This window comes from Streptomyces sp. NPDC017056 (genome assembly GCF_044332485.1).
GTDB lineage: Bacteria > Actinomycetota > Actinomycetes > Streptomycetales > Streptomycetaceae > Streptomyces.
In genome coordinates, this window is the sequence record NZ_JBIRPD010000006.1 from 331,346 (window position 1) to 354,808 (window position 23,463).

The 23,463-nt window shown below is 72.5% G+C and carries 20 protein-coding genes and 1 tRNA gene; 4 read left to right on the forward strand and 17 right to left on the reverse strand.

What is annotated here, in order from left to right; genetic code table 11:
- Positions 1-127: 127 nt before the first annotated feature.
- From ACH4OW_RS13880 to ACH4OW_RS13905, 6 genes are all read right to left on the reverse strand, one after another.
- Complete coding sequence (locus tag ACH4OW_RS13880; RefSeq protein ID WP_360123040.1) at positions 128-715, reverse strand: lytic polysaccharide monooxygenase; 588 nt, start codon at positions 713-715, stop codon at positions 128-130.
- A 173-nt stretch (positions 716-888) separates the two neighbouring features.
- Positions 889-1,482, reverse strand: coding sequence for a lytic polysaccharide monooxygenase auxiliary activity family 9 protein (locus ACH4OW_RS13885; protein ID WP_360123043.1), 594 nt, complete (start codon positions 1,480-1,482; stop codon positions 889-891).
- Between the two features lie 306 nt (positions 1,483-1,788).
- Complete coding sequence (locus ACH4OW_RS13890; protein ID WP_398027551.1) at positions 1,789-2,907, reverse strand: hypothetical protein; 1,119 nt, start codon at positions 2,905-2,907, stop codon at positions 1,789-1,791.
- A 61-nt stretch (positions 2,908-2,968) separates the two neighbouring features.
- Positions 2,969-3,913 carry a C40 family peptidase gene (locus tag ACH4OW_RS13895; RefSeq protein WP_398027553.1) on the reverse strand — a complete coding sequence of 315 codons (945 nt, stop codon included), beginning with the start codon at positions 3,911-3,913 and terminating at the stop codon, positions 2,969-2,971.
- A 22-nt stretch (positions 3,914-3,935) separates the two neighbouring features.
- Complete coding sequence (locus ACH4OW_RS13900) at positions 3,936-5,711, reverse strand: SPFH domain-containing protein (RefSeq protein WP_398027555.1); 1,776 nt, start codon at positions 5,709-5,711, stop codon at positions 3,936-3,938.
- Positions 5,712-5,722: 11 nt separating this feature from the next.
- Positions 5,723-7,105 (reverse strand): peptidoglycan-binding protein, encoded by a 1,383-nt coding sequence (locus ACH4OW_RS13905; protein WP_398027557.1) that lies wholly within the window; start codon positions 7,103-7,105, stop codon positions 5,723-5,725.
- Positions 7,106-7,435: 330 nt separating this feature from the next.
- On the opposite strand from ACH4OW_RS13905, the gene ACH4OW_RS13910 reads away from it, so the two are divergent.
- The 4 genes from ACH4OW_RS13910 (at position 7,436) to ACH4OW_RS13925 (ending at position 12,637) form a co-directional block, all read left to right on the forward strand.
- Positions 7,436-7,509 (forward strand) — tRNA-Lys (locus ACH4OW_RS13910).
- Positions 7,510-7,666: 157 nt separating this feature from the next.
- Positions 7,667-8,347 carry a FadR/GntR family transcriptional regulator gene (locus tag ACH4OW_RS13915; RefSeq protein WP_398027559.1) on the forward strand — a complete coding sequence of 227 codons (681 nt, stop codon included), beginning with the start codon at positions 7,667-7,669 and terminating at the stop codon, positions 8,345-8,347.
- 352 nt (positions 8,348-8,699) lie between these two features.
- The gene (locus ACH4OW_RS13920; protein WP_398027561.1) at positions 8,700-10,667 is read left to right on the forward strand and encodes a glycosyltransferase family 2 protein; all 1,968 of its coding nucleotides are present in this window, start codon (positions 8,700-8,702) and stop codon (positions 10,665-10,667) included.
- Positions 10,664-12,637, forward strand: a complete 1,974-nt coding sequence (locus ACH4OW_RS13925; protein WP_398027563.1) for a galactose oxidase-like domain-containing protein — start codon at positions 10,664-10,666, stop codon at positions 12,635-12,637. The genes ACH4OW_RS13920 and ACH4OW_RS13925 overlap by 4 nt, the downstream gene beginning before the upstream one ends.
- Positions 12,638-12,735: 98 nt before the next feature.
- Here the strand turns inward: ACH4OW_RS13925 and ACH4OW_RS13930 are convergent, their stop codons facing one another.
- From ACH4OW_RS13930 to ACH4OW_RS13980, 11 genes are all read right to left on the reverse strand, one after another.
- The gene (locus ACH4OW_RS13930) at positions 12,736-13,803 is read right to left on the reverse strand and encodes a glycoside hydrolase family 6 protein (RefSeq protein WP_398027565.1); all 1,068 of its coding nucleotides are present in this window, start codon (positions 13,801-13,803) and stop codon (positions 12,736-12,738) included.
- 409 nt (positions 13,804-14,212) lie between these two features.
- Positions 14,213-14,926, reverse strand: coding sequence for a class F sortase (locus ACH4OW_RS13935; protein ID WP_398027673.1), 714 nt, complete (start codon positions 14,924-14,926; stop codon positions 14,213-14,215).
- Entirely contained in the window at positions 14,916-15,587 is a 672-nt protein-coding gene (locus ACH4OW_RS13940; protein ID WP_398027567.1) for a hypothetical protein, read from the reverse strand. The genes ACH4OW_RS13935 and ACH4OW_RS13940 overlap by 11 nt, the downstream gene beginning before the upstream one ends.
- 126 nt (positions 15,588-15,713) lie before the next feature.
- Positions 15,714-16,493, reverse strand: a complete 780-nt coding sequence (locus ACH4OW_RS13945; RefSeq protein WP_360123072.1) for an HAD-IIA family hydrolase — start codon at positions 16,491-16,493, stop codon at positions 15,714-15,716.
- A 213-nt stretch (positions 16,494-16,706) separates the two neighbouring features.
- Positions 16,707-17,765, reverse strand: coding sequence for a 2-aminoethylphosphonate ABC transporter substrate-binding protein (locus tag ACH4OW_RS13950; protein ID WP_398027569.1), 1,059 nt, complete (start codon positions 17,763-17,765; stop codon positions 16,707-16,709).
- 42 nt (positions 17,766-17,807) lie between these two features.
- Positions 17,808-18,605 carry an ABC transporter permease gene (locus ACH4OW_RS13955; protein WP_398027571.1) on the reverse strand — a complete coding sequence of 266 codons (798 nt, stop codon included), beginning with the start codon at positions 18,603-18,605 and terminating at the stop codon, positions 17,808-17,810.
- Entirely contained in the window at positions 18,592-19,527 is a 936-nt protein-coding gene (locus tag ACH4OW_RS13960; protein WP_398027573.1) for a 2-aminoethylphosphonate ABC transporter permease subunit, read from the reverse strand. The genes ACH4OW_RS13955 and ACH4OW_RS13960 overlap by 14 nt, the downstream gene beginning before the upstream one ends.
- Positions 19,520-20,647, reverse strand: coding sequence for an ABC transporter ATP-binding protein (locus ACH4OW_RS13965; protein ID WP_398027575.1), 1,128 nt, complete (start codon positions 20,645-20,647; stop codon positions 19,520-19,522). The genes ACH4OW_RS13960 and ACH4OW_RS13965 overlap by 8 nt, the downstream gene beginning before the upstream one ends.
- On the reverse strand, positions 20,644-21,393 hold the full coding sequence (locus ACH4OW_RS13970) for a phosphonatase-like hydrolase (protein ID WP_360123087.1): 750 nt from the start codon (positions 21,391-21,393) through the stop codon (positions 20,644-20,646). Before ACH4OW_RS13970 ends, ACH4OW_RS13965 begins: the two co-directional genes overlap by 4 nt.
- Complete coding sequence (locus tag ACH4OW_RS13975; protein ID WP_398027577.1) at positions 21,390-22,511, reverse strand: TIGR03364 family FAD-dependent oxidoreductase; 1,122 nt, start codon at positions 22,509-22,511, stop codon at positions 21,390-21,392. The genes ACH4OW_RS13970 and ACH4OW_RS13975 overlap by 4 nt, the downstream gene beginning before the upstream one ends.
- Positions 22,512-22,674: 163 nt before the next feature.
- On the reverse strand, positions 22,675-23,433 hold the full coding sequence (locus ACH4OW_RS13980; protein ID WP_360123093.1) for a GntR family transcriptional regulator: 759 nt from the start codon (positions 23,431-23,433) through the stop codon (positions 22,675-22,677).
- Between the last annotated feature and the right edge of the window lie 30 nt (positions 23,434-23,463).

A 23,463-nucleotide genomic window follows, 5' to 3' on the forward strand; every position in this document is an offset into this window, starting at 1 on the left:
GTGTTGTTCAGACCCGGTGACTCTAAATCCGGGGGGCGGGGGTTCGCGGCCCGGGCGGCGCACCTGAGTGTGGGCCTCTCGGAGCACAGCTCCGAGAGGCCCACTCGTGTTTTCCGTGCCCGTCCGGTCAGAACTGGACGTCCGAGCAGGCGTAGAAGGCGTTACCGGTGTCGGCGATCGTCCACACGGCGACGATCAGGTGCCGGCCGGTCTTCCCGCTGGGCAGCGTGCCCTGGTGGGTGTACGTGTACGGCGGCCGCTGCCCGTTGTACGGGACCGTGAGGAACGGCGCCGGCTCCAGGTCCGCCCTGGTCAGCGGGCGGCTGGGGTCCCATCCGTCCTTGGTGATGTAGTAGCGGAAGTCCGTGGTGGCGTGCGAGGCGGTGAACCGCCAGCCGAACGTGTACGACCCCGCGCTCACCTTGGTCGCCGGCCACTGGCCGCCGCGCGGGTCGTCCAGCTCCGCGAAGCGGCTGTTGCCGCCGGAGCAGATCTTTCCGTCGGCGGGGCCGCGGGCGGGGAAGCCCTTGGGGCCCTCGACGCTCTGCGGCTCCCACTGGATGGCGCCGCAGTTCTTCACCGTGCCGTTGGCGCACAGCTTCTGTCTGCTGATGGGGGTGTCCGTGTAGCCGTGGCTGCCGGCGCTGCTCGTCGACAGGACGGTCGCGCCGACGATCCCCAGGCCGATGACGGCCGCGCTGATCCGTTTACGCATGCTTCGCTCCCGAAGGATGAGGGGGTTTCCTGCGAGCCGAGTGCACTGCGGTCCAGACCAACCAGCAGAATATTCCCGCCGGTTCGGGCTGCCTAGGGGTGGCGCGTGGGATCGGGGCGGAGGGGGCCTCCCCGGAGGAAGGGGCGGGGAGGCCCGGTGGCTCCGGCGCCGGGTTACGAGAGGTTGACGTCGGAGCAGGCGTAGAACGCGTTGCCGGTGTCGGCGATGTTCCAGACGCCCAGGATGATGTGGTGACCGGTCTTCTGGGTGGGCACGGTGCCCTGGTGCTGCACGGTCGCGGCCGGCTGGCGGCCGCCCATCGGCACCGTGACGAACGGCTCAGGTTCGAGGTCCGCCCTGGTCAGCGGCTTGCTCGGGTTGTAGCTGTCCTTGGTGATGTAGTAGCGGAAGTCCGTGGTGGCGTGGCGTGCGGTCAGCCGCCACTGGAAGGTGTAGCCCTGGCCGCCCTTGAGGTTGGTGGCGGGCCACTGGCCGCCGCGCGGGTCGTCCAGCTCCTTGAACCCGCTGTTGCCGCCGGAACATATCTTGCCGTCGGCGGGGCCGGCGGCCGGGAAGCCCTTGGGGCCCTCGACGCTCTGCGGCTCGTACTGGATCGCGCCGCAGTTCTTGACGGTGCCCTTGGCGCAGAGGGCCTGGCGACTGGGGGGTGCGTCGCTGTAGCCATGGCTGGAGGCGCTGCCGGTGGCGAACAAGGACACTCCGGCGATGCCGAGACCGACCACGGCAGCGCTGAGCTTTTTGCGCATGCTTTGCTCCTGAAGAACGAGGGGGTGTTCCGTGAGCTGCTGACTTGCGTGCTGTGCGGTCTAGACCAAACGGCAGACTAGTGACGGTGCATGAGCATGTCCAGACCAATAACAGGGGGACAGCCGGTTGCCGGTGCCGTACCGCCCGCGCAACAGCCGGCCGGCAAGTCCCCTCCGCTTACCGCCCTTTCACGCCATGACCTGCACGTAAACCAGCCGACAACCCCCCGGTCGCGCGGCTCTTTCACGCCACGGACCGGCGGACCGCCCCGGCCCGGAATTCGTCCCCCGATCACGCCGCGACGGTCAGCGGTCCCCCGTCCGGGCGCGCGCGCAGCACACCAGGCCCGTGTACGCGCGCCGCAGCGCGATCAGCGTTTCCAGCGCCTCGCGGTAGGCGGCGGCATCCGGGCCGCCGCGGTGCGCGAGGGTGCGTACGGGCGCGCACTGCCGGTCCATCACGCACAGCCAGGCGCGGTCCCGGGCCGGCAGATGGCGGAGCGACTGCCGCGGTCTGCCGTCCCCTGACCGGCGCGCGCCCATGAGCACCGCGGTCGCGGCCTGGAGCACCGGCGGTTCCAGCACTCCCTGCGCGGCGAGCGCGGCGAGCACCGCGCACTCCCGCGCCGGTGCGGGCGCGGCCCGCAGCACCGCCGCCTCGGACTGGAGCTGGGCGCGCAGCGCGTGCAGGACACGGGTCAGGCGGCGCAGCGCCGTTCCGGTGGACGCGTCGGCGGGATCGCACCCGGCGAGCGTCCCGGCCAGCCGGAACAGCCAGACGCCGTGTGCCTCCAACCGGGTGGTGGCCAGCATCAGCCGGTCCAGCCGGCCGAGCGGCTGCCCCTGCGGCGACCACCGCACGACGGGCACGAGCGCCTCCGTACGGGCGAGCTGGTCTATCGGCAGGTGGCGGCGCGGCTTGCGTTCGGGGGCCCAGTTCAGCAGGGCCAGGGTGGACAGTCCGACGACCTCCTGGCGGTCGACGCGGTGCGCGATCGCCGACCACAGGTCGAGGAAGGCCGCGTCGGCGGTGCGCCGGGCGGCGGGCGCAACCGGGTCGATACCGGTCCAGCCGCAGGCCGCGACGGTCACCGCCACCCGCATCGCCGCCGCGTCGGCGTTGCGCGGCGACAGCCGCGAGACCCGCTGCCGCAGCGCCGCCAGCACGCCGTCCCGCGCCGCGCGGGCGACCAGGTCGCAGGCGGTCTCCCGGTCGGGCGCGGCGACGGCCGCGCCGGCCAGCACGGTCAGCCGGGACCAGGTGCCGGCCATGGTCCGCACGGGTGGCCGCTCGGGCAGGAAGCCGTGGGCCCTCGGGTCGTGCGCCGGTTCGGGTACGGCGGCCAGAGTGGTGTCGGCGGATATCTCCGCTCCGGTCGTGGCCGTCAGCCGCAGCCCGGGGGTGCGCTGACCTGACGACTGCATGACGAGCAACCTTTCCGTGGGGGGAGCCGGTTCGGGGGGCGGCCGCGGGAAGCCGTCCGGGTCAGCCGACGCGCGCGTACAAGGTGGGGCGGTAGGCGGCGAACGACGAGACCCGGACCGCCCGGCCGGACCGCGGCGCCTCCAGGTAACGGCCGCCGCCGAGGTAGATCGCCACGTGGTGGATGCCGGAGGAGGCGCCGTTGGACGACCAGAAGACCAGGTCGCCGCGGCGCAGCTGGGAGCGGGTGACCGGCGTCGCGGCCCGGTACTGGGCGCCGGCGACGCGCGGCAGCGAGATGCCGGCGCGCTGGTACGCCTGCTGGACCAGCCCCGAGCAGTCGAAGGCGTACGGGCCGTTGCCGCCCCACGCGTAGGGCTTGCCGAGCTGGGCCATCGCCCACTGGACGGCGGCCTCGGTGCCGTAGCGGAGGGGGGTGCCCGTGCCGCTCCCGCCGCCCGCCGAACCGGCAGCGGAACCGATACGCCCGGGTGTGCCGCCGCCCGTTCCTCCCGACATGCCGGTACGGGCCTCGTAGCGGTCCCGGCGGCTGGTCCACCACCAGCTGCCGCCCTGCCGGTACCAGTACACCCGGTCCGTGGCGTCCCAGCCGGACCTGCCCCGGAAGGTGGGGGCGGGGTTGTGGCCGCGCGTGGCCTGGCCGGCGGAGGAGGGCCCGGCGGACGCGCCGGTCCTGCCACCGCCCGCTCCGCCCGCGTGCCGCCGGTACGTGGCGTACTGGCTGGTCCAGCGCCACCAGCCGGTGGCGTCCCGGTACCAGTACTTCGCGCCGTCCCAGCCCGCTCTGGCCGGTGCCGGCTCGGCGTCCGCCGTGCCCGCCGCCGCGCCGACGAGCGTGACCGCGCCCACGGCCGCCGCGACCGCGCCCCGTACCGTGCACCGCGCCCGGCTGCCGCCGTTGCGCGGGGCCGACTCGACCGCGGCACCGGCGCAGAACGCGCATCCGCAGTCGGCCGGTATTACTTCGACGAATTCCGGTGTCCGCATCTCTGCCTGCCTTTCCGCTGTGTCAGCTCTTGGCGGCGGCGCTGCCGCGCGCGGTGTAGAAGGCCACGGTCAGGTCCTTGACCAGGGCCTTGCGTTCGTAGTCGTCGAGCTCCACCAGTCCTCTGCTGGTCAGCCGCTGCACGGTGTCGTCGACCGCGTCCACGACCGAGGTCAGCACGCTGTCGCGGTGCTTGGCGTCGATCGCCGCGATCTGGCGGCGCTGCATCGCCGCCGCCACCTCGGGCGCGTACTCGATCCGGGTCGGCTGGGCGGAGAAGACCTCGATGCCGACCGGGCGGCAGTCCGCCGACAGGGCCCGGGTCAGCGCCTCGCCGACCGCCTCCGCGTCGCGCAGGGTCGGCGCCTCCTCGTAGTACGCGTCGGCCGGGAGCTGCGAGAGCACCCGTGCCATCGCGGACTCGACCTGTTCGCGCAGGTAGGCGGTGTGGTCCTGGACCGCGAACAGCGCCCGCGCGGTGTCCCTGACCCGCCACACCACGAGCACGACGACCCGCAGCTGGATGCCCTGCGCGTCGACCGCCGGCATCGCCTCGCTGCGCCAGTGCCGCAGCCGTACGTCCACCCGGCGGCGCAGCACCAGGGGGCTGATCCACACCAGGCCGGTGCGGCGCACGCTGCCGCGGTAGCGCCCGAAGAGGCTGAGCACCCAGGCGCTGCCGACCCGGCCGCGGGAAAGCCCGCCGAAGGCGTACAGCGCGGCCAGGCCGCCGAGCCCGGCCACGGCCCACTCCCACGGGTGCGGGGAGGGCCGGACGGCGATCGGCAGGCCCAGGGTCCGTACGACCGGGGCGGGCAGCATGCCCCGCCACCACAGGAACGCCACCGAGCAGGCGATCGCCAGCAGGCCGAGGAACAGGGCCAGCCAGCCGGACAGGGACCGGCCGCGCCGTTCGGCCAGGCCGTCCTCCTCGTCGGGGGCCCGGCGCGCGGCGGAACGCGACAGCTCGCGCAGGAGCGCGGACCGGCCGGCCGCGGTGGCGTCCGCGGCGCGGCCCGCGTGCCGGCCGGCCGCCGCGCCCTCCGTACGGGCCCGGCTGCCCGCGTCGACCACGCCGAGGGCGCCGTCGAGTGCGGCGCGCTCCGCGGTGTCCAGCAGGTCGGTCGCCGCCGCGATGCCGGCCACGGCGGCGTCGGCGGGGGTGAGCCGGGCTTCCGGGGGCAGCAGCGGGGCGGTGATCCGCGGCTGTTCGGTGGTGTCCGCCTCGTTGAACGCGGCGTCCGCCGGGGGCGTGGCCGGCTCGCCGCCGTTCGGGCGGCGCGGGCCCTTGGCGAAGTCCAGCTCCCCGCCGGTCCGGGTGGAGGCCGCCTCGTCCGCTTCCGGTTCGGCACGGAAGAGCAGGTCCATGCGGATGCCGGCGCCGTGCCCGATGGTGCGGGAACGCGCCGACCAGAGGGAGGGCCGGGCGGGCGGTTCCGGTTCGGTCGCTGAGGCCGGATCAGGCTCGGGGCCGAAGGCCGGACCTGAGGCCGGGTCAGCATCGGCGGCCGGGGCCGGGCGGCCGGTCTTCGCCTCCTGCACCTGCTCGGGGGCCGGTTCCGGTTCGGGCTCGGGTTCCGCTTCCGGCTCCGTCCGTGCCGGTTCGCCGCGCGCTTCCCCCTCCTCCACCGCGTCCCCCACCGGCCCGCCGCCCGCCTGCTCGGGGCCGGCGCCCGTACCCGTCGCCGCAACGTCCCCCGCCCCGGTGTCCGCTGCCCCGGTGTCCGCTGCCGCGCCACCTCCTGCCCCGTTTTTTGCCGTTCCGGGGTCGTTGTCCGCTGTCTCGGTCTTCGTTGCCATCGTGCGCTCCGTCATCGGAAGAGTCGCCGCCATGTCTCGGGGCCGGGGTAGCCGTCGGCGTCCGGGCCGGTCCAGCCCTGGGCCCGCTGGAACGCCTCGACATTGCGGCGGTCCGCCTCCGTCCACCGGGGTCCGGGGCCGGAGGTGTAGTACTTGCCGAAACCTTTTCTCACCAGCTGCTTTCCCAGCCCGGTGACATAGCCGTTGGACTGGCCGGGCCGGAAATACCCCGTGCCAGGGAAGACCGCGACGCCACCCGCGGCCTCGCCGATGTCCCGGCCCACCCCGTTGACCAGGTACGACCAGGTCGACGGGCCCGGAATGCCGTCCGCCTCCGCACCGCGCCAGCCCTGCGCCCGCTGGAACGCCTCGGTGGCCCGGCGGTCCGCCTCGCTCCAGCGCGGGCCGGGACCCGACGCGTAGAAACCTCCCCCGCCACGGGCCACCAGCATCCGGCCCAGCCGGGTGACGTACGCGTTGTCCGCGCCGGGCCCGAAAAGCCCGGCCCCGGGAAACACCGACGTGTCACCGCCCGTACCGCCGTCCGAATTCCCGCCGTCGGCCAGACCGCGGTAGCGAAAGGCGACGTACCTTCCGGAATTGCGCCAATAGGCGTACGGAGTCGGCCGTTTCACCGCGTGCGGCCGGGTCTGCTCGTATGCGATGTAGCGCGTACGGGAGGAATCCGTCCAGCCGCCGAAGAGGGTGACGTGGGAGCCCGCGCCCGGATTCGCCGCGTTGTGGAACAGCAGCATGTCGCCGGGCCGCAGTTCGCTCTTCGGTATACGGATTCCGAACTGGGCGAGGCTTCCGGTCCACTGGTTCCGGCCGAGGTTCCAGGCCATCGAGATGAATCCGGAGCAGTCCTGGCGGTAGCCGTCCGACCAGTAGCGGTTCATGTTGTACGGAACCCGGGCGGCGACCCAGCGCTGGGCCCGCTCGATGATCTGCGCCCGGGTGAGGGGACGGACGGCGGCGGCCGCGACGACGCCCCGCGCGCTGCCGGCGCCCCCGTACAGCCCGCTGACCGGCCCTTGCGGGGTTTCTTCGGACGCCGCGGCGGGGGGCGGCACGGGCGGGCCGGTCCTCAGGGCCCGCAGGAGGCCGGGGCCAGGGGGTGCCGCGGGGAGAGCGGAGGCCCGCCCGGGGCCGCCGGCCTGGCCCGTACCGGCCCAACCGCCGAGCGCCACGGCCTGCCCCGCCGTGGAAACGCCGCTGCTCAGGACGGTTCCGGCGGTCGCGACGAGGACCAGCGCCCGGCGGGTGCCGCGGGCGCCGGGGTGACCGCCGTCACGGACGGCCCGGGCGTGCCGGAGTGCGCGCCGCTCCTGGACGCAGCCGCCGCAGGAGCAGATGCCCGCGGGGTCGAATTCCACGAATCCCGGCACTGCCATTCCAGTTCCCCTCCAGGCCCGTTCCGTTCTCATTCGCCTTCGCACCTGCCACAGCTTCTCAACTGGTAGGAGATACCGCATGCTGACGGGGTAACTGATGATCATGCACTACGAAACGATACTCACAGACCAAATCGGGCAGGCGCTCCGGCGAAGGTCCCGAGATCGCGGGACTTTCGCCCCGGTGGCCCAGGGATTCGGCCGCGTCGGAAAAGCCCGCCGGCCCGCCGCCGGCTCGGTGATCGAGGTCACACATTCGGCGGGTGAGGACGGCCGCACAGGTGGTCAGAAGCACCCCTGGAGTTCGTGTAAAGTTATCTACGTCAGCGCGCGCCGCTAGCTCAGTTGGTTAGAGCAGCTGACTCTTAATCAGCGGGTCCGGGGTTCGAGTCCCTGGCGGCGCACGTCACACCGAGGCCCCTCGCAGCTGCGAGGGGCCTCGGTGCTTTTCCGGGCGGGCCGGGGCGGCACCCGGTGTTTTCCGGCACTCCCCCGCCGCTTTCCGGGCGCCCCGCCGGTGCATCGCTGGTCAAAACGGTGACCGGGGTGCACAGTCGCACAATGGCGCGCGACAACCAGGAGCGGATCAAGAAGCTCATCATCGACCGGCGGCTGGCCCCCGGGGACCCGCTGCCCACCGAGACGGACCTGATGGAGCTGCTCGGGGTCAGCCGGAACTCCGTCCGCGAGGCCCTCAAGGCGCTGCAGGCAATGGGCATCGTGGAGATCCGGCACGGCTTCGGCACGTACGTCGGGCCGATGTCGATGGCCCCGATGACCGAGGGGCTGGCCTTTCGCACGGTGGCCGGCCACTACCGCGGCGAGGACAGCCTGCTCCAGCTGCTGGAGCTGCGCGAGGCGGTGGAGACCGGCCTGATCGCGCGGCTGGCGGGCCGGGTGCCGGCGGCGGACCTCGCGGAGCTCGACGAGCTGGTGGCACGGATGGACGAGGAGGCCGCGGCGGGCGCCGTGCGGGCCGACACCGACCGGGCCTTTCACGCCGCGCTCTACCGGGGGCTGGGCAACCGCTTGCTGAGCGAGGTGCTGGACGCGTTCTGGGACGCCTTCCACCGCGTCCGTACGGACCTGGCAGGGCTGCCGGCCGACCCCCGCGTCACCCACCGGCAGCACGGGGAAATCCTCGCGGCGGTCCGGGACGGCGACGCGCTGCGCGCCGAACAGGCCGTACGCCACCATTTCGACAACATCCGTCAGCGGCTGAGCAGTTCAGGGTCCAAATAAGACCCACTGCGACCTAACCCGTCCATCAATGCACTCGCATGTCCGGTAAACACCTCGTTTAACCCTTGCGATCAAGATATGAGATTCGGGACCCTGACGAGATACTGGAGCCCAACTGAGCCTGTGCACGCTCAAGTTGAGCGACACACCGGTTGCGATGAATGTGGGAGTGGGGCCGCGCCGCACAAGACGGAAGTCGGGGCGGGAATCACGCAACCGGAAGACGGCCGTCACACGTCCAACGACGTAGGCGGCCGACACCATTTGCGCCCGGGTCGGTCGAGGGGGACCCAAGGCTCGGGCCATGAGAAGACGGGCACGCAGCCAGCATGCGTGCCGGGGGGATGGACTCATGACGTCGCCGCCTACCGGCGCCCGGCAGGAGCACCAGTACGACCCGTCCGCGACGACGCGCCTGCGCGTGCCGCGCCAGCACCGGCAGCGCAGGCAGGCGCGCAAACCGCTGCCACGCTACGACTACGAGCACTACAGCCGGCTGGCCGGGCCGCTGACCCAGCCGGACCCCGACCGGCCCTACAAGGTGCGCTACCGCAGCCTGCTGGCGGACGAGCCGCACCGAATACGCGCGGCGCTCCTGCTCGGCGCCGCCCCCCTGCTCTCGCTCGGCCTGCTCGCCTGGCTGATGCAACCGGCCCACTGGACCGACCGCGACCACCCCGCCTACGACTTCCTGCCGGCACTGGACATCGTCATGCTGGTCTCGATCGGCCTGATCGAGTTCTTCCGCTGCATGAACGTGCTCTCCAACGCCCACGCCACCCTGGTGGCCCGCGACCCCATCCCGGTCGTCCCGGAGCACGGCACCCGCGTCGCCTTCCTCACCTCGTTCGTGCCCGGCAAAGAGCCGCTGGAGATGGTGACCAAGACGCTGGAGGCCGCCGTCAAGATCCGCCACCGCGGCCTGCTGCACGTCTGGCTCCTCGACGAGGGCGACGACCCGGACGTCAAGGCGGTCTGCGAGCGCCTCGGGGTGCACCACTTCACCCGCAAGGGCATCCCGCAGTGGAACCAGAAGAAGGGCCCGCACCGCGCCAAGACCAAGCACGGCAACTACAACGCCTGGCTCCAGGCGCACGGTGACGCCTACGACTACTTCGCCTCCGTCGACACCGACCACGTACCGCTGCCCAACTACCTGGAGCGGATGCTCGGCTTCTTCCGCGACCCGGACGTCGGATTCGTCATCGGCCCGCAGGTGTACGGCAATTACGACACGTTCGTCACCAAGGCGGCGGAGTCGCAGCAGTTCCTCTTCCACGCGCTGATCCAACGAGCGGGCAACCGCTACGGCGCCCCGATGTTCGTCGGCACCTCGAACGCCGTCCGCATCAAGGCCCTCCAGCAGATCGGCGGCCTGTACGACTCGATCACCGAGGACATGGCGACCGGGTTCGAGATGCACCGGCACCGCAACCCGGACACGGGCAAAAAGTGGCGCTCGGTCTACACGCCCGACGTCCTCGCGGTCGGCGAGGGCCCCACCGCCTGGACGGACTTCTTCACCCAGCAACTGCGCTGGTCGCGTGGCACGTACGAGACCATCCTCAAGCAGTTCTGGAAGGCGCCCTTCACGCTGCCGCCGGGCAGGTTCTTCAACTACACCATGATGGTCATCTTCTACCCGATGTCCGCCATGAACTGGATTCTGGCGGCCCTGAGTTGCGCGCTCTTCCTGGGCCTGGGCGCCTCGGGCGTGCAGATCGACCCGTCGGTGTGGATGATGCTGTACGGCAACGCCTCGGCGCTCCAGATCGGGCTGTACGTGTGGAACCGCCGGCACAACGTCTCGCCGCACGAACCGGAGGGCTCCGGCGGTGTGGCCGGCATGGTGATGTCCGCGCTCTCGGCGCCGATCTACGCACGCTCGCTGTTCGACGCCGCGCTGCGCCGCAAGAGCAAGTTCGTGGTCACGCCGAAGGGCGACTCCTCCAGCCCGGACACCCTCTTCGGCACGTTCCGCGTGCACCTGTTCTTCATCCTGGTCTTCGGGGGCTCGCTGGGCGCCTCGTTCTGCTTCGGCCACAGCCACCCGGCGATGATCACGTGGGCGACGCTGGCGCTGCTGGTCACCGCGGCGCCGATCTTCGCGTGGCGCTGGGGCATGCGGCAGGAGAAGCGCCGGCAGGGGCGGGACGGCGACGGCACTCCCCCGTCCGACGGCGGAGCGCAGCCGGCGCCGCATCCGCAGCGCCGGCCCGGGTGGGCGGCCTCCGCGGGGCGCGATGCCCCCGGTGAGCCGGAGCACCGTACCGCCACCGACCAGACCGAGCAGATCGCACTTGGGGGACGCCACACATGAAGTACCGTCCGAGCCGTCGCACCCGGCGCGTCGCGATAGGCGCGGCGGTGGTGCTGGCGCTGGCCGGGATGAACGGCCCCGCCCTGTTCAACTTCGCCTCGGAGCAGTACCACCAGTACAAGATCAACAAGCCGGAGTACAAGGCCGCGAACGGCCACTGGGACGTGGTGGACGTGCCGCCCGAGTACAAGATCAATACGATCCACGCGGCGCTGCTGCACACCGGCAAGGTGCTGCTGGTCGCCGGTTCGGGGAACAACGCCAAGAACTTCGCGGCCAAGTCGTTCCGCACGGTCCTGTGGGACCCGGTGAAGAACACCTTCAAGAACATCCCCACCCCGAAGGACCTCTTCTGCGCGGGCCACACCCAGCTGCCGGACGGCAAGCTGCTGGTGGCCGGCGGCACCCAGCGCTACGAGAAGCTCGGCGGCGACGTGAAGAAGGCCGGCGGGCTGATGATCGTCTACAACGAGAACCCGGACGCGCCGAAGACGTTCCCGGCCGGGACGCTGTTCACCGGCAAGCAGAACGGCAAGACCTTCACCTCCAAGGACCCGGTCGTGGTCCCGCGCGCGAAGAAGACCGCGGACCCGAGGACCGGGAAGGTCACGGTCACCCACAGCGAGGCCCGGGTCTACGTGGAGGCGCTCAAGGAGGGCCGCGAGTACTCCACCGGCGCCCAGGACAACTACCGCATCCACGGCCTGACCGGCGCCGACGCCCGCAACTTCTACGGCATCGCGCAGAAACTCTCCTTCGACAAGAAGGACTTCCAAGGGATCAAGGACTCGTTCGAGTTCGACCCGGTGGCCGAGCGCTACATCCCCGTCGACCCGATGAACGAGGCCCGCTGGTACCCGACGCTGACCGGCCTGGAGGACGGCAAGGTGCTGTCCACCTCGGGGCTGGACGAGATCGGCCAGGTCGTCCCGGGCAAGCAGGAGATCTACGACCCGAAGACGAAGAAGTGGACCTACCTGCCCAAGCAGCGCTTCTTCCCGACTTACCCGGCGCTCTTCCTCACCGACAAGGGACGGCTCCTCTACACCGGTTCCAATGCCGGGTACGGACCCGACAACATCGGCCGTACGCCCGGCATCTGGGACCTCAAGACCAACAAGTTCCAGGTCATCCCGGGGATGAGCGACCCGGACGTGCTGGAGACCTCGATGTCCGTACTGCTGCCGCCCGCGCAGGACCAGCGGTACATGGTGCTGGGCGGCGGCGGGGTCGGCGAGGACCCGAAGGCCACCGACAAGACACGGCTGGTGGACCTGCACGCCGCTCAGCCGCGCTTCAAGGACGGCCCGCCACTGTACGCGAAGGCGCGCTACCCGAGCAGCGTGATCCTGCCCGACGACACGGTGCTCACCACCAACGGGTCCGGCGACTACCGGGGGCGCGGCGACAGCAACGTCCTCCAGGCCGAGCTGTACGACCCGAAGGCCAACTCCTCGCGTCCGGTGGCCGATCCGCTGGTGGGGCGCAACTACCACTCCGGCGCGCTGCTGCTGCCGGACGGCCGGGTGATGACGTTCGGCTCCGACTCGCTCTTCGCCGACAAGGACAACACGAAGCCCGGCGTCTTCCAGCAGCAGATCGACATCTGGACGCCGCCGTACCTCTACCGTGACTCGCGGCCGGAGATCTCCGACCCCGGGCCCAAGACGGTGAAGCTGGGCGGCACGGCCACGTACGGGACCAAGCACGCCTCGTCCGTCAAGAAGATGCGGCTGATCAGGCCAGGCTCGTTCACGCATGTCACCAACATCGAACAGCGGTCCATCGCACTGGACTTCACGAAGACCAAGGACGGCGTGACGATCACCCTCCCGAAGGACCCCACGCTGGTGCCGCCCGGCTGGTACATGCTCAACGCCGTGGACGACCAGGGCACCCCGTCCAAGGCGGTCTGGATCAAGGTACCGACGGCTTCCGAGGCGGAGCTGGCGGGACTGGGGCTGAACTGAGCCGGTGACGGAGAAGGGCGGCGCTCCGGCGGTCGGCCGGAGCGCCCCTACGCGTCAGCTCGCCCCTCCGTGCCGCTTCCCGCGCCTACTTCCCGTGCCTACTTCGCATTGCGGGCCAGCTCCAGGGCGTAACTGGGCCACCATTCGCCGGCCTTGGGGCCGCCCTTGCAGGTGCCGTCCGATTCGCCGGGGCGCTTTATCCACAGGTAAGCGTCCACGAGCGGGTCGCCGGTTCGTGTGGTCGGAGTCGCGCCCAGGGCGCGGCCGCGCGGGTTGCACCAGTTCTCCGGGTCGTCGCCGCCGGGGGCCGGTCCGTTGCCGTTGCGGCTGGTGTCGACGACGAAGTGCTTGCCGCCGACCATCGCGGAGAGCTGCTTGCCGTACTTCTTGTTCTCCTCGGTGGTCTGGTAGTTGGAGGTGTTGAGCGCGAAGCCGTCGGCCTTGTCGATGCCGGCGCGCTTGAGGGGCTCCACCATGCGGCCCGGGTCCTTGATCCAGTGCGGGTTTCCCGCGTCCAGGTAGACCTTGGTGTGCGGGAGCGCCTTGAGTTTGCCGACGGCCTCCGTCAGCAGGGCGTACCGCTCCTCGTGGAACTGCTCCGGGGTGCACGTGTCCACGATGTGCGGCAGCGCGTCGGGCTCCAGCACGACCGTCGTCGCGCGGTCGCCGATGCCCTTGATGACGCCGTCGAGCCAGGCGCGGTAGGCGTTGCCGTCCGCGGCGCCGCCCTGGGAATAGCTGCCGCAGTCGCGGTGCGGGATGTTGTAGAGCACGAGCAGCGCCTCGCGGTCGGTCTTGGCCGCCGCCTCCGTGAAGCCGCGGGCCTCCCCCTGCGGGTCCTCCACGCCTATCCACTCGGCCACCGGCTGCTCGGCTATCTTGCGGATCAGGTCGGCTTCGGCGGACTTGCCGTCCTTGGCGTAGGCGGCGGCCTGCCGGGCCGCCTTGCCGTCCGGGTTGACCCAGTACGGCACCGTGGACTTGGGCTGCTGGCTCGGCTTGGACGCGGCCTTCCCGTCGCCCTCGCCGCCGTCGGACGAAGAGAAGCACCCGGACAGCAGCAACAGCGCCCCCAACGCCGATGCCGTGCCGAACGCGCCGCGCCGGCGGCCGGCGCGAGGCTCACCCGGGGGGCCTCCCCCGGATCCCCGAACATTGCCGTACATCCACTCCCCCCTCGGAGCACGGGACAAGACCGGTCGAATCCATCCTGGCACACGCCTTCCAACGGCAGGCCGGCCTGTGGACAACCTGTTACGCCACCGCCGGACGGGTGAAAAGCGGCCGGCGCGGCCGGTCCGTCTCCAACTCCCCCTAGGCGGCGCCGCGCAGTCGTTCTACAGTGAATTCCAGTGTGAGCTTTCGGTTAGTCACCTGGCCCCAGCCCCCGGCCGGGCCGTGCACACGCCCGCGTACGGGCGTCGCGCACCTCCCGCCGGCGACAGGGCAACTCCCGCAGTCCTGACATCCCGGCGGTCGAGGACCGGCCGGTCGGCGGTTCAGGGGGAGCGGGCCGCCGACCGGGATCGGTTCGAGGGATCCGGAAGCTCCGAAGGAGCGGATTCACCCCTGCGTTCAACTCGCCGCCGCGGGCGTCGTCTTCGTGAGGTAGCCGTGGACGACGACGTTGGCGGTGTAGCTTTCCCGCTCGGCGTCGAACGTGCCGGCGCAGGTGATCAGGCGCAGTTCGGCGCGGCCCGGCACATGGCCGCCGTAGACCTTCTCCGGTACGAAGTTCGCGCTGTCGTAGATCTTGACGTCCTCGACGGTGAACCGCGCGGTGCTGCCGTCCGCCCTGCGGACGTCCACCCGCTGCCCCGTCTTCATGCTGCCGAGCCGGTGGAAGACCGCGCGCCCGCTGTTCGTGTCCACGTGTCCGGCCAGCACGGCGGCGCCCGCCGCTCCCGGTTGCGGCCCTTTCGCGTACCAGCCGACGAGGCCGGGGGTGCGGTATGAGGGCGTGGAGACCGCGCCGCTCGCGTCCAGCCCGCTCTCGACAACCCGGGCCCGTACGCCCAGTGAGGGGATGTCGATCCGGGTGGGGCGGCCGTCCGGGGAGGTGGCCAGCGGGTCGTGCGCCGGGGGCAGTTCGGCTCCGAGCGGGCGGCCGACGGCCGCGACGTCGCCGGTCGTCGGCGGCTGCGCCAGGCCGCTGCCGTCCGTCAGGCCGCGGCCCCAGAGCCACAGCGCCAGCAGCAGTGCGGCCCAGACCACGCCGGTGGCCATCCGGCGGTGGCAGTGGCCGTGCGGGGGGCGGCGGTCCGCCACCGGGTGGTCCTCAGCCGGCATCGCCATCGCCCGATCCCTTTCGCCGCCGCCGCATGCGCAGCAGCTGTCCGGTGAGTGCGAGGACCGCGCCCCCTGCCAGCACGAGTCCCACGGCGTACGCGCCGTCGCCTTCGCGGCTCGCCGCCGTCCGTACGAGCGTGGTCCGCAGCGCCTTCGGGGGTGCCGCGGCCACGTGGCGCGCGGCCGTCTTCGCCGTACCGCCGCCTCCGGCCCGTACCGGGGCGGTGGGCGAGGCGGGCGGCGTGGCGGCGTCCTGGGCCGGGTGGGCGTACGCGGCGGTGCCGGCGTCCTCGGGGGGTGCGGGGGACGCGGAGGTGACCTCGATCGTGCCCGTGGCCCGCGCGTCCTCGCCGTCGCAGTGGACGGCGACGGCGTACGCGCCGGGCTCAGCGGAGGAGCGCACCCGCGCGTCGCCCACCAGCCCCGCGGCGACCCGTCCGAGCGGTACCGCGTCGACGAAGACCTCGGAGGTGGCGCGGCCCGTGCGGCCCGCGCAGCCGGTGACCTGGAGAGCCGCCTCGGTGCCCGGTGCGACGGCCGAGGGGGTGACCGCGACCGCCCCGGGTGCGGTGCCCGGGGCCCGGTCGGCGGCCGACGCGGGTGCCGGGGTCAGCGCCGCCACCGCGAGAGCGGCACAGAGTGTGAATGCCGGTGTGCGCATGGTGAACCTCCGAACACTTCCGAAGGTCCGCCCGGCGGCGCGCTCCCGCATCCGCTGGGGCCCGGGACTGGGCCGTCCGGGTGAGCGGCCGCCCGTACGGGGCCGCCGCCCCCGGGAGCGGCCGGTCTACACCAGGTCGACCAGGTCGGCGATGGAGTCCACGACCCGCGAGGGCCGGAACGGGTGCCGTTCGATGTCGCCCTTGGCGGTGAGCCCGGTCAGCACCAGGAACGTCTCCATGCCGGCTTCCAGCCCGGCCAGCACGTCGGTGTCCATCCGGTCGCCGATCATCGCGGAGGTCTCGCTGTGCGCGCCGATGACGTTCAGGCCGTGCCGCATCATCAGCGGGTTGGGCTTGCCGACGAAGTACGGCTCCACGCCCGTCGCCTTGGTGATCAGCGCGGCGACCGAGCCGGTAGCGGGCAGCGCGCCCTGCGCCGAGGGGCCGGTCTCGTCCGGGTTGGTGGCTATGAAGCGGGCACCGTCGTTGATGAGCCTGATGGCCTTGGTGAGCGCCTCGAAGCTGTAGGTGCGGGTCTCGCCGAGCACGACGTAGTCGGGTTCGTGGTCGGTGAGCACGTAGCCGATGTCGTGCAGGGCGGTGGTCAGGCCGGCCTCGCCGATGACGTACGCGGTGCCGGACGGCCGTTGCTCGTCGAGGAACTGGGCGGTGGCCAGCGCGGAGGTCCAGATGGACTCCCAGGGCACGTCCAGGCCGATGCGGTTCAGCCGGGCGTGCAGGTCGCGCGGGGTGTAGATGGAGTTGTTGGTCAGCACGAGGAAGGGCTTGCCCGATTCGCGCAGGCGCTTGATGAAGGCGTCGGCACCGGGCACGGGGATGCCCTCGTGCATCAGCACCCCGTCCATGTCGGTCAGCCATGACTCGATCGGCTTGCGCTCTGCCACTGCCGGTCTCCCGCCGTGCGTGTCTGCCAGGGGTTCGCCGGCCGCGCCCGCGCCGTCGCGGGTCCCGTACGCGCCGCACACCACAGCGGTGACCTGCGTCTCGTACGTATGGCCGACGCCCCCAGCCTAAGTCAGCCACCGCGATCTCGGCCCCGCCGGACGCCCGGAACCCGAGGTCGGAACCCGGGGTCGCGCCCGCGGCGGGTGCGGCGGTCAGCTGCCCGTCGCGGCTTTCCAGGCGTCGATGTAGGCGGACAGGTTCTTGTCGATGTCGTTCCAGTCCGGCCGGAAGATCTCGACGCCGTCCATGATCTTGGCGAGTTCGGCGGCGTTGCGGTCGGTGGGCGTGATGTCCGTACGGGCCGCGAACCCGCCGCCGACCGCGGAGACCTGCTTCTGGACCTCCGGGGACAGCAGGTGGTCCAGGAATTTCTTGGCCTGGGCCGCGTGCGGGGCGTTCTTGACCAGGCCGGCCGCGTACGGCAGCGCGAACGTGGACGGCTTGGCGCCGGGCCCGGCGGCGGGGAAGAAGATGCCCTGGTTCGGCATGGACTTGGTGTTGGCGTAGTTCATCTGCACGTCGCCGTTGGCGACGAGGAGTTCGCCCTTGTCGGTCTTGGGGGCGAGCTGTCCGGTGGAGGAGGCCGGGCCGACGTTGTTGGCCTGGAGCTTCTTGAGGAACTCCATGGCCGGGCCCTGGCCGCCGAAGTCGTGCAGCGCCTTGACGACGACGGCGGTGCCGTCACCTGCGACACCCGGCGTGGAGTACTGGAGCTTGTTCTTGAAGCGGGCGTCCGTCAGGTCCTGCCAGGTGCGCGGCGGCTGCTTGAGCTGCTGCTTGTTGTAGATGAAGCAGAAGTAGTTGTTGACGACGGCGGTCCACTTGCCGTTCGGGTCCTTGTTCGCGGCGGCGACGCGTTCCTCACCCTTGGGGCGGTAGGTGTCCAGCAGGCCCTTGCCGTCGGCCTGCTGGATGAACGGCGGCAGGGTGACGACGATGTCCGCCTTGGTGTTGGCCTTCTCGCGCGCCAGCCGCTGTACGGCGGCGCCGGACCCGCTCTCCACGAGGTTGACCTTGACGCCGGTCTTCTTCTCGTAGTCCGCGAAGACCCGGTCGTAGAAGCCGTCGCCCTTCTCGCCGCGGAGGCCGTCGGCACTGTAGACGGTGATTTCCTTGGTGTCGGCGCGGGACACGCCGCCGCAGCCGCTCAGGGCGGCGCCGAGGACCAGGGTGCCGCAGACGGCGGCGGTCGGCTTGAGGGGGCTGCGCATGACGTGGTGTCACTCCTTGAAGTGGGTGGGGCCTGGGGCCCGTCAGCGGTACGAGGCTTTGGTGCGGATGCGGGAGACGGCCAGCAGCACCAGCAGCGTGGCGGCCATCAGCGCCACCGCGAGCGCGGCGCCGGCGAACAGGGAGCCCCGGTCGGTGGTGGCGAAGATCTCCACCGGCAGCGGCATCCAGTCCGGCGGGTAGATCATCATCGTGGCGCTCAACTCGCCCATGGATAGCGCGAAGCACAGGCCGGCGGCGGCCGTCAGGGACGGCAGCAGGAGGGGCAGTTTGACGCGCCACAGGACGTACGCGGGGCGCGCGCCGAGGCTGGCGGCGCTCTGCTCGTACGCCGGGTCCAGACGGGCCAGCGCGGCCGTCACGGACTGGTACGCGAAGGCGGTGACCAGGACCGTGTGCGCGACGACCACGATCTGCGGGGTGCCGTTCAGCAGCAGTGGCGGCTGCGAGAAGGCGACCAGCAGCGACAGGCCCACGACGACGGACGGCACCGCGACCGGCAGCATGAACAGGCCGTCCAGGACGCGGCGGGCGCGCGGCCCCAGCCGTTGGGCGGCCAGCGCGGCCCAGGTCCCGGCGGCGAGCGCGGACAGGCTCGCCGCGACGGCCGTGAGCAGGCTGGTGACCAGCGCCTCCAGCGGGTCGCCGTGCGCGATGTCCCGGTAGTGCGCCAGGGTCGGCCCGGACGGCAGCGCACCGCTCCAGTTGCTCGCGAAGGACGCGGCGAGGACGACGAGGAACGGCAGCGCGAACACCGGCAGGAAGAGGACGAAGAACAGGGTCCAGACGGCGCGGCGGGCGCCTTTGCTATGCACGAGCACGGTGGCCCGCACCTCCCGCGGTCGGCGTGCGGGCCCCGCCCGCGCGGGCGGCCACGGCCCGGTACAGGGCGTAGAGGGCCACGGACAGGACGATGTTGACGACGGCGACGACGCAGGCCCCGGTGTAGTCACCGTCCAAGATGGCCTTCGTGTAGACGAGCACCGGCAGGGTGACGACGTCCTTGGCGCCGGTGAACAGCACGATCCCGAACTCGTTCAGGGTCAGCACCAGCACCAGCGCGCCGCCCGCCGCCAGCGACGGCAGCGCCTCGGGCAGGATCACCTGCCGCACGATCCGGGCCGGCCGGGCGCCGAGCGAGGCCGCCGCCTCCACCTGTCCGGTCTCCACCTGGGAGAAGGCGGCGAGCAGCGGCCGCATCACGAAGGGCGTGAAGTACGTGATCTCGGCGAGCAGCACGCCCCAGGGGGTGTGCAGGAAGTCGAAGGGCCCGCTCGCCGCGCCGGTGGCGTCCGTCCACACCCCGTTGGCCAGGCCGGCGGTGCCGTAGAGGAACAGCAGCGCGAGAGTGATCAGGAAGGACGGGAAGGCGAGGAAGACGTCGACGAAGCGGCTCAGCGCCCTGCTGCCGGGAAACGGTACGAACGCGATCACCAGGGCGAGGACGAAGCCGAGCAGCAGGCAGCCGGCGGTGGCGCCGACGGCGATCAGGACGGTGTTCCCGAGCGCGTCCCGGAAGGACGCCTCGGCGAAGACCTGCGCGTACGGGGCGGTGGACGGCGGGCCGCCCTCCTCGCCCGTGAAGGACTGCCGGACGACCAGGGCCAGCGGGTAGAGGAAGACGAGCGCGAGGGCGGCGAGCGGGGGCAGGACCCAGAGGGCCGGTGCGCTACGCGCGCCCCGGCTTCCCGCGCCCCGGCTTCCCGCGCTCCGCGGCAGCGGAAGGGTTCCCGGCCTACTCATCGGCGGCGCTCCCCGCCCCGGCCGGTAGCAGCACCGCGTCCTCGGCGGCGAAGTGGAGCACCACCTCGGCGCCCGGCACGGGGGTCGTACGCAGCTCGCGCACGTCGGCCATGACGCGGTGCCCGGCCACGTCCGCGTACACCCGGTGAGTCGCGCCGCGCCACTGCACCTCGGTGACGCGGCCGCGCAGCGCGTTGGGGCCCTCGCCGAGGCCGACGAGGTGCGGGCGCACGCACAGCGTCGCGGTCGCACCGGCCGCCGCGCCGTCGGGGGACGTGACGGACAGCCGCGTACCGGCGAAGTCCGCCGTGCCGCCCGGCCCCGCCGTGACCGGCAGCAGGTTGGCGTTGCCGACGAAGGAGGCGGTGAACTCGGTGCGCGGGCGCCGGTAGAGGTCCTGCGGGGTGCCGCAGTCGCGCAGCCGGGCCCGGTCCATGACGGCGATGCGGTCCGCCAGCGTCAGCGCCTCGACCTGGTCGTGGGTGACGTACAGGATCGACACGTCGGGCAGTTCCCGGTGCAGCCGCGCCAGTTCGGCGAGCATGCCGGAGCGCAGCCGGGCGTCGAGGGCGGACAGCGGCTCGTCCAGGAGCAGCACGCCGGGGCGGATGGCCAGGGCGCGCGCGATGGCGACCCGCTGCTGCTGGCCGCCGGACAGCTCGCGCGGGTAGCGCCTGGCGTACGCGGCCATGCCGGTCATCTCCAGCGCCTCCGCGACCCGCGCGGCGGTCTCGGCCCGCGACGCGGTGCGCCCGCGCCGCGCCTTGAGACCGAAGGCGACGTTGTCTTCGACGCGCAGGTGCGGGAAGAGCGCGTACTGCTGGACGACCATGCCGATGCCGCGCCGGTGCGGGGGCAGCCCGGTCACGTCCCGGCCGCCGATCAGCACCCGGCCCGCACACGGCCGTACGAATCCGGCGACCGCCCGCAGCGCGGTGGTCTTGCCCGAACCCGACGGCCCGAGCAGGGCCATCACCTCGCCCGGTTCGACGGTCAGGTCGAAGGAGTCCAGGACGACGTTCCCGCCGTACGCGACGGAGACGTCGTCGAAGCGGATGCCGGAGGGGGCGGCCGCGGCGGGCGCGGGCGCGCCGTGGGACGTTTCTGCGGGGGCGCTCACGAGGGGCGCTCCGCCGCCGGTCCGGCCCCGCCGGTCCGGCCGTCGAGCAGGGCGGGCAGTTCCGCCACCGAGCCGAGCACGTGGGTGGCGCCCGCGCCGCGCAGCGCCGCGGCGTCGTGGGCGCCGGTCAGCACGCCCGCCACGACCGAGGCGCCCGCCCGGCGGCCGGAGAGCATGTCGTACGAGGTGTCCCCGGCCACCGCGACCTGCCGCACGGAGTCGGCAGCGCCGGTGCGCAGCAGCGCGGTCAGCACCAGGTCCGGGTACGGCCGTCCGCGCCCGCCCGCGTCGGCCGGGCACAGGGTCAGGCCCACCAGGTCCCGCCAGCCGAGCGCGTCCAGGATCGCGTCCTGGGTGACCCGCGCGAACCCGGTGGTCAGCACGACCGTGCGGCCCGCCGCCTGGAGGGCCTCGACGGCCGCCCGGGCACCGGGCACGGGCGCGATCCGCCCGGCGTCGACCGATTCCGCGTACGCCTCCTCGAAGGCGGCGTTGGCGCGCCGCGCCCGTTCCTCGTCGCCGAACAGGTGCCGGAAGACGGAGATCTTCGACTCGCCCATCGTGGCGCGGACGTACGCCAGTTTCTCCGCGTGGTCCGCGCTGCCCGGCACGACGCCGAGCCGCCCGGCCGCGGCGCCGAACGCCTGCTCGACCAGGCCGTCGTCGGCCACCGTCGTGCCCGCCATGTCGAGCACCACCAGTGACACCGGGCCGGTCCCGTCGTACGTCTCGGTCAACGTCCTCACCAGCCCAGCTCGTTCGCGGTGTCCTCGGCCAGCGCGGGGGAGCAGGTCATGCCGCGCCCGCCGGGCCCGGTGACCAGCCAGACGCCGTCGCGCACCCGCTGCCGGTGCACGACGCGGGAGGCGTCGGTGCACTGCGCGTACACCCCGGCCCAGCGGCGGCGCACGGCCGGCAGCGGGCGGCCGAGCAGCGACTCGACGACCCCGGTCAGGTGCTCGTACGGGTCCTCGACGACGTCGAAGCCGAAGGGCGTCGCGTACTCGTGGGTGTCGCCGATCGTCAGGCCGCCGTCGGCACGCTGCACCATCAGCAGCTGCATCCGGTGCTCGGCGGCGACGGGCGGCTGCGGCTGCGCGGCGGCCAGTTCGTCGAGCGCGCCGCCCGCGTACGCCGGGTAGTAGCGGAAGCTGTCGGCGTCGGCGACGGAGGTGGTCAGCGCCTCGCCGAGCGGCGCGGTCTGCATCATTTGCAGCCGGACGCGGCGTACCGGCAGGTCGGGCACCAGCTCGCGGACCAGGCCGCCGAGCCACGCGCCGGTGCACAGCACGACGGCGTCGCCCTCGTGGAGGTCGCCGTGGTCGTCGCGTACGGCCCGCTCGCCGGCCACGTCACGCACCTCGTGCCCGCCGAGGAAGGTGTACCGGCCGGACGCGGTCAGCGCTTCGCGCAGCGCGCGCTGTGCGGTGCGGGGTTCGACGGCCGCGTCCCGCTCGCACCACAGCGCGCCGAGGAGGTCGCCGCGCAGGGCGGGGTTGAGGGCCCGGACCTCGTCCGCGCCGAGCAGCTCGTAGCCGCGGGAGGCGGCGTCCGGGCGGCGGGTGGCGGCTTCGGCGACGGCGCGCTCGGCCTCGTTGCGTACGACGGTGAGGGAGCCGTTGGGCCGGAAGCCCAGGCCGGGCACCCGCTCGCCGATGCCCTCCCACAGCTCGCGGGCCCGCAGCGCGGTGGCCAGCTCCGTACCGCCGGCCCGGCCGCCGACCCAGACCAGCCCGAAATTACGGACCGAGGCGCCGCGGGCCTCGGCCTCCCGTTCGATGTGCACGACTTCGTGGCCGCGCGCGACCGCTTGCCAGGCGTGCAGGGTTCCCAGCACGCCGGCTCCGACAACTATGACTCGCATGCCGGGAACGCTCGTCGGCACGAGTGGACCCCGGCGGTCCGCGAGACGACGTCGCGGTGAACGCGGGCGCAAACTTGGCCTAGACCCGTTATCTGTTCGTGACATCGCGCGGGGTGGTGCCGCCGTCCCGCGCCGCCGTCAGCCGCCCAGACGGGTGCCGCCGTCAGCCGCCCAGGTGGGTGGTGAAGGAGAACCGGTCACCGCGGAAGAGCGAACGCACGCGCTCCAAAGGCAGACCGCGGGTGTCCCGGGACAACCGGTGGATCAACAGCATCGGCAGCGCGCCCGGAGTGCCGATCAGCAACGCCTCGCGCGGAGTGGCCAGTACGGTCTCCAGCCGCTCGTCCGCGTCGCCGAAACCGATGCCCAGCCGGTCGTGGAGATAGGCGTAGAAGGACGAGTCGGGCTCGAAGTCGGCGTCGAGGCGCGGCACCCGCGCCACGGCGACGTACGTGCTCTCCAGCCCGACCCGCTCGTCGTCCGCGAGCAGCACCCGCTCCATGTGCCAGACCTCGTCGCCCGCGCGCAGCCCCAGTTCGCCGGCCAGCTTCTCCGGCGCCGGGAACCGGTCCAGCCCGACCAGGTGACGGCCGGGGCGCCGGCCCTGCTTCCGTACGCCCTCGGTGTAACTCGCCAGCGACAGCGGCTGCTCCAGCTTCGGCCCCGCGACGACGGTGCCGCGCCCGAGGCGCCGCAGCCGCCCCTCCAGGTGGAGTTCGCGCAGCGCCTGACGCAGGGTCTCCCGCGAGACCTCGAAGCGCAGGGCCAGGTCGCGTTCGGTGGGCAGGGCCTGCCCTTCGCCCAGTTCGGCGAGCAGGGCCGTCAACTGGACCTTCGCCGCGTAGTACTTGGGGATGCGCCCGTGTTCGGGAATGCCGGAGCGGATCGGTGCGCCAGGTTCCTGGCCGTTCGGGTAGTCCACCGGGCGATCCTCGCACCCCCGGCACCGCGC

Excerpts from the sequence above, each read along its gene's own strand:
- ACH4OW_RS13975 (WP_398027577.1), bottom strand. The coding sequence starts at position 22,511 with ATGCGAGTCATAGTTGTCGGAGCCGGCGTGCTGGGAACCCTGCACGCC.
- ACH4OW_RS13920 (WP_398027561.1), top strand. The coding sequence starts at position 8,700 with ATGACGTCGCCGCCTACCGGCGCCCGGCAGGAGCACCAGTACGACCCG.
- ACH4OW_RS13915 (WP_398027559.1), top strand. The coding sequence starts at position 7,667 with ATGGCGCGCGACAACCAGGAGCGGATCAAGAAGCTCATCATCGACCGG.
- ACH4OW_RS13935 (WP_398027673.1), bottom strand. The coding sequence starts at position 14,926 with ATGCCGGCTGAGGACCACCCGGTGGCGGACCGCCGCCCCCCGCACGGC.
- ACH4OW_RS13900 (WP_398027555.1), bottom strand. The coding sequence starts at position 5,711 with ATGGCAACGAAGACCGAGACAGCGGACAACGACCCCGGAACGGCAAAA.
- ACH4OW_RS13960 (WP_398027573.1), bottom strand. The coding sequence starts at position 19,527 with ATGAGTAGGCCGGGAACCCTTCCGCTGCCGCGGAGCGCGGGAAGCCGG.
- ACH4OW_RS13925 (WP_398027563.1), top strand. The coding sequence starts at position 10,664 with ATGAAGTACCGTCCGAGCCGTCGCACCCGGCGCGTCGCGATAGGCGCG.
- ACH4OW_RS13950 (WP_398027569.1), bottom strand. The coding sequence starts at position 17,765 with ATGCGCAGCCCCCTCAAGCCGACCGCCGCCGTCTGCGGCACCCTGGTC.
- ACH4OW_RS13885 (WP_360123043.1), bottom strand. The coding sequence starts at position 1,482 with ATGCGCAAAAAGCTCAGCGCTGCCGTGGTCGGTCTCGGCATCGCCGGA.
- ACH4OW_RS13890 (WP_398027551.1), bottom strand. The coding sequence starts at position 2,907 with ATGCAGTCGTCAGGTCAGCGCACCCCCGGGCTGCGGCTGACGGCCACG.
- ACH4OW_RS13895 (WP_398027553.1), bottom strand. The coding sequence starts at position 3,913 with ATGCGGACACCGGAATTCGTCGAAGTAATACCGGCCGACTGCGGATGC.
- ACH4OW_RS13940 (WP_398027567.1), bottom strand. The coding sequence starts at position 15,587 with ATGCGCACACCGGCATTCACACTCTGTGCCGCTCTCGCGGTGGCGGCG.
- ACH4OW_RS13880 (WP_360123040.1), bottom strand. The coding sequence starts at position 715 with ATGCGTAAACGGATCAGCGCGGCCGTCATCGGCCTGGGGATCGTCGGC.
- ACH4OW_RS13930 (WP_398027565.1), bottom strand. The coding sequence starts at position 13,803 with ATGTACGGCAATGTTCGGGGATCCGGGGGAGGCCCCCCGGGTGAGCCT.
- ACH4OW_RS13905 (WP_398027557.1), bottom strand. The coding sequence starts at position 7,105 with ATGGCAGTGCCGGGATTCGTGGAATTCGACCCCGCGGGCATCTGCTCC.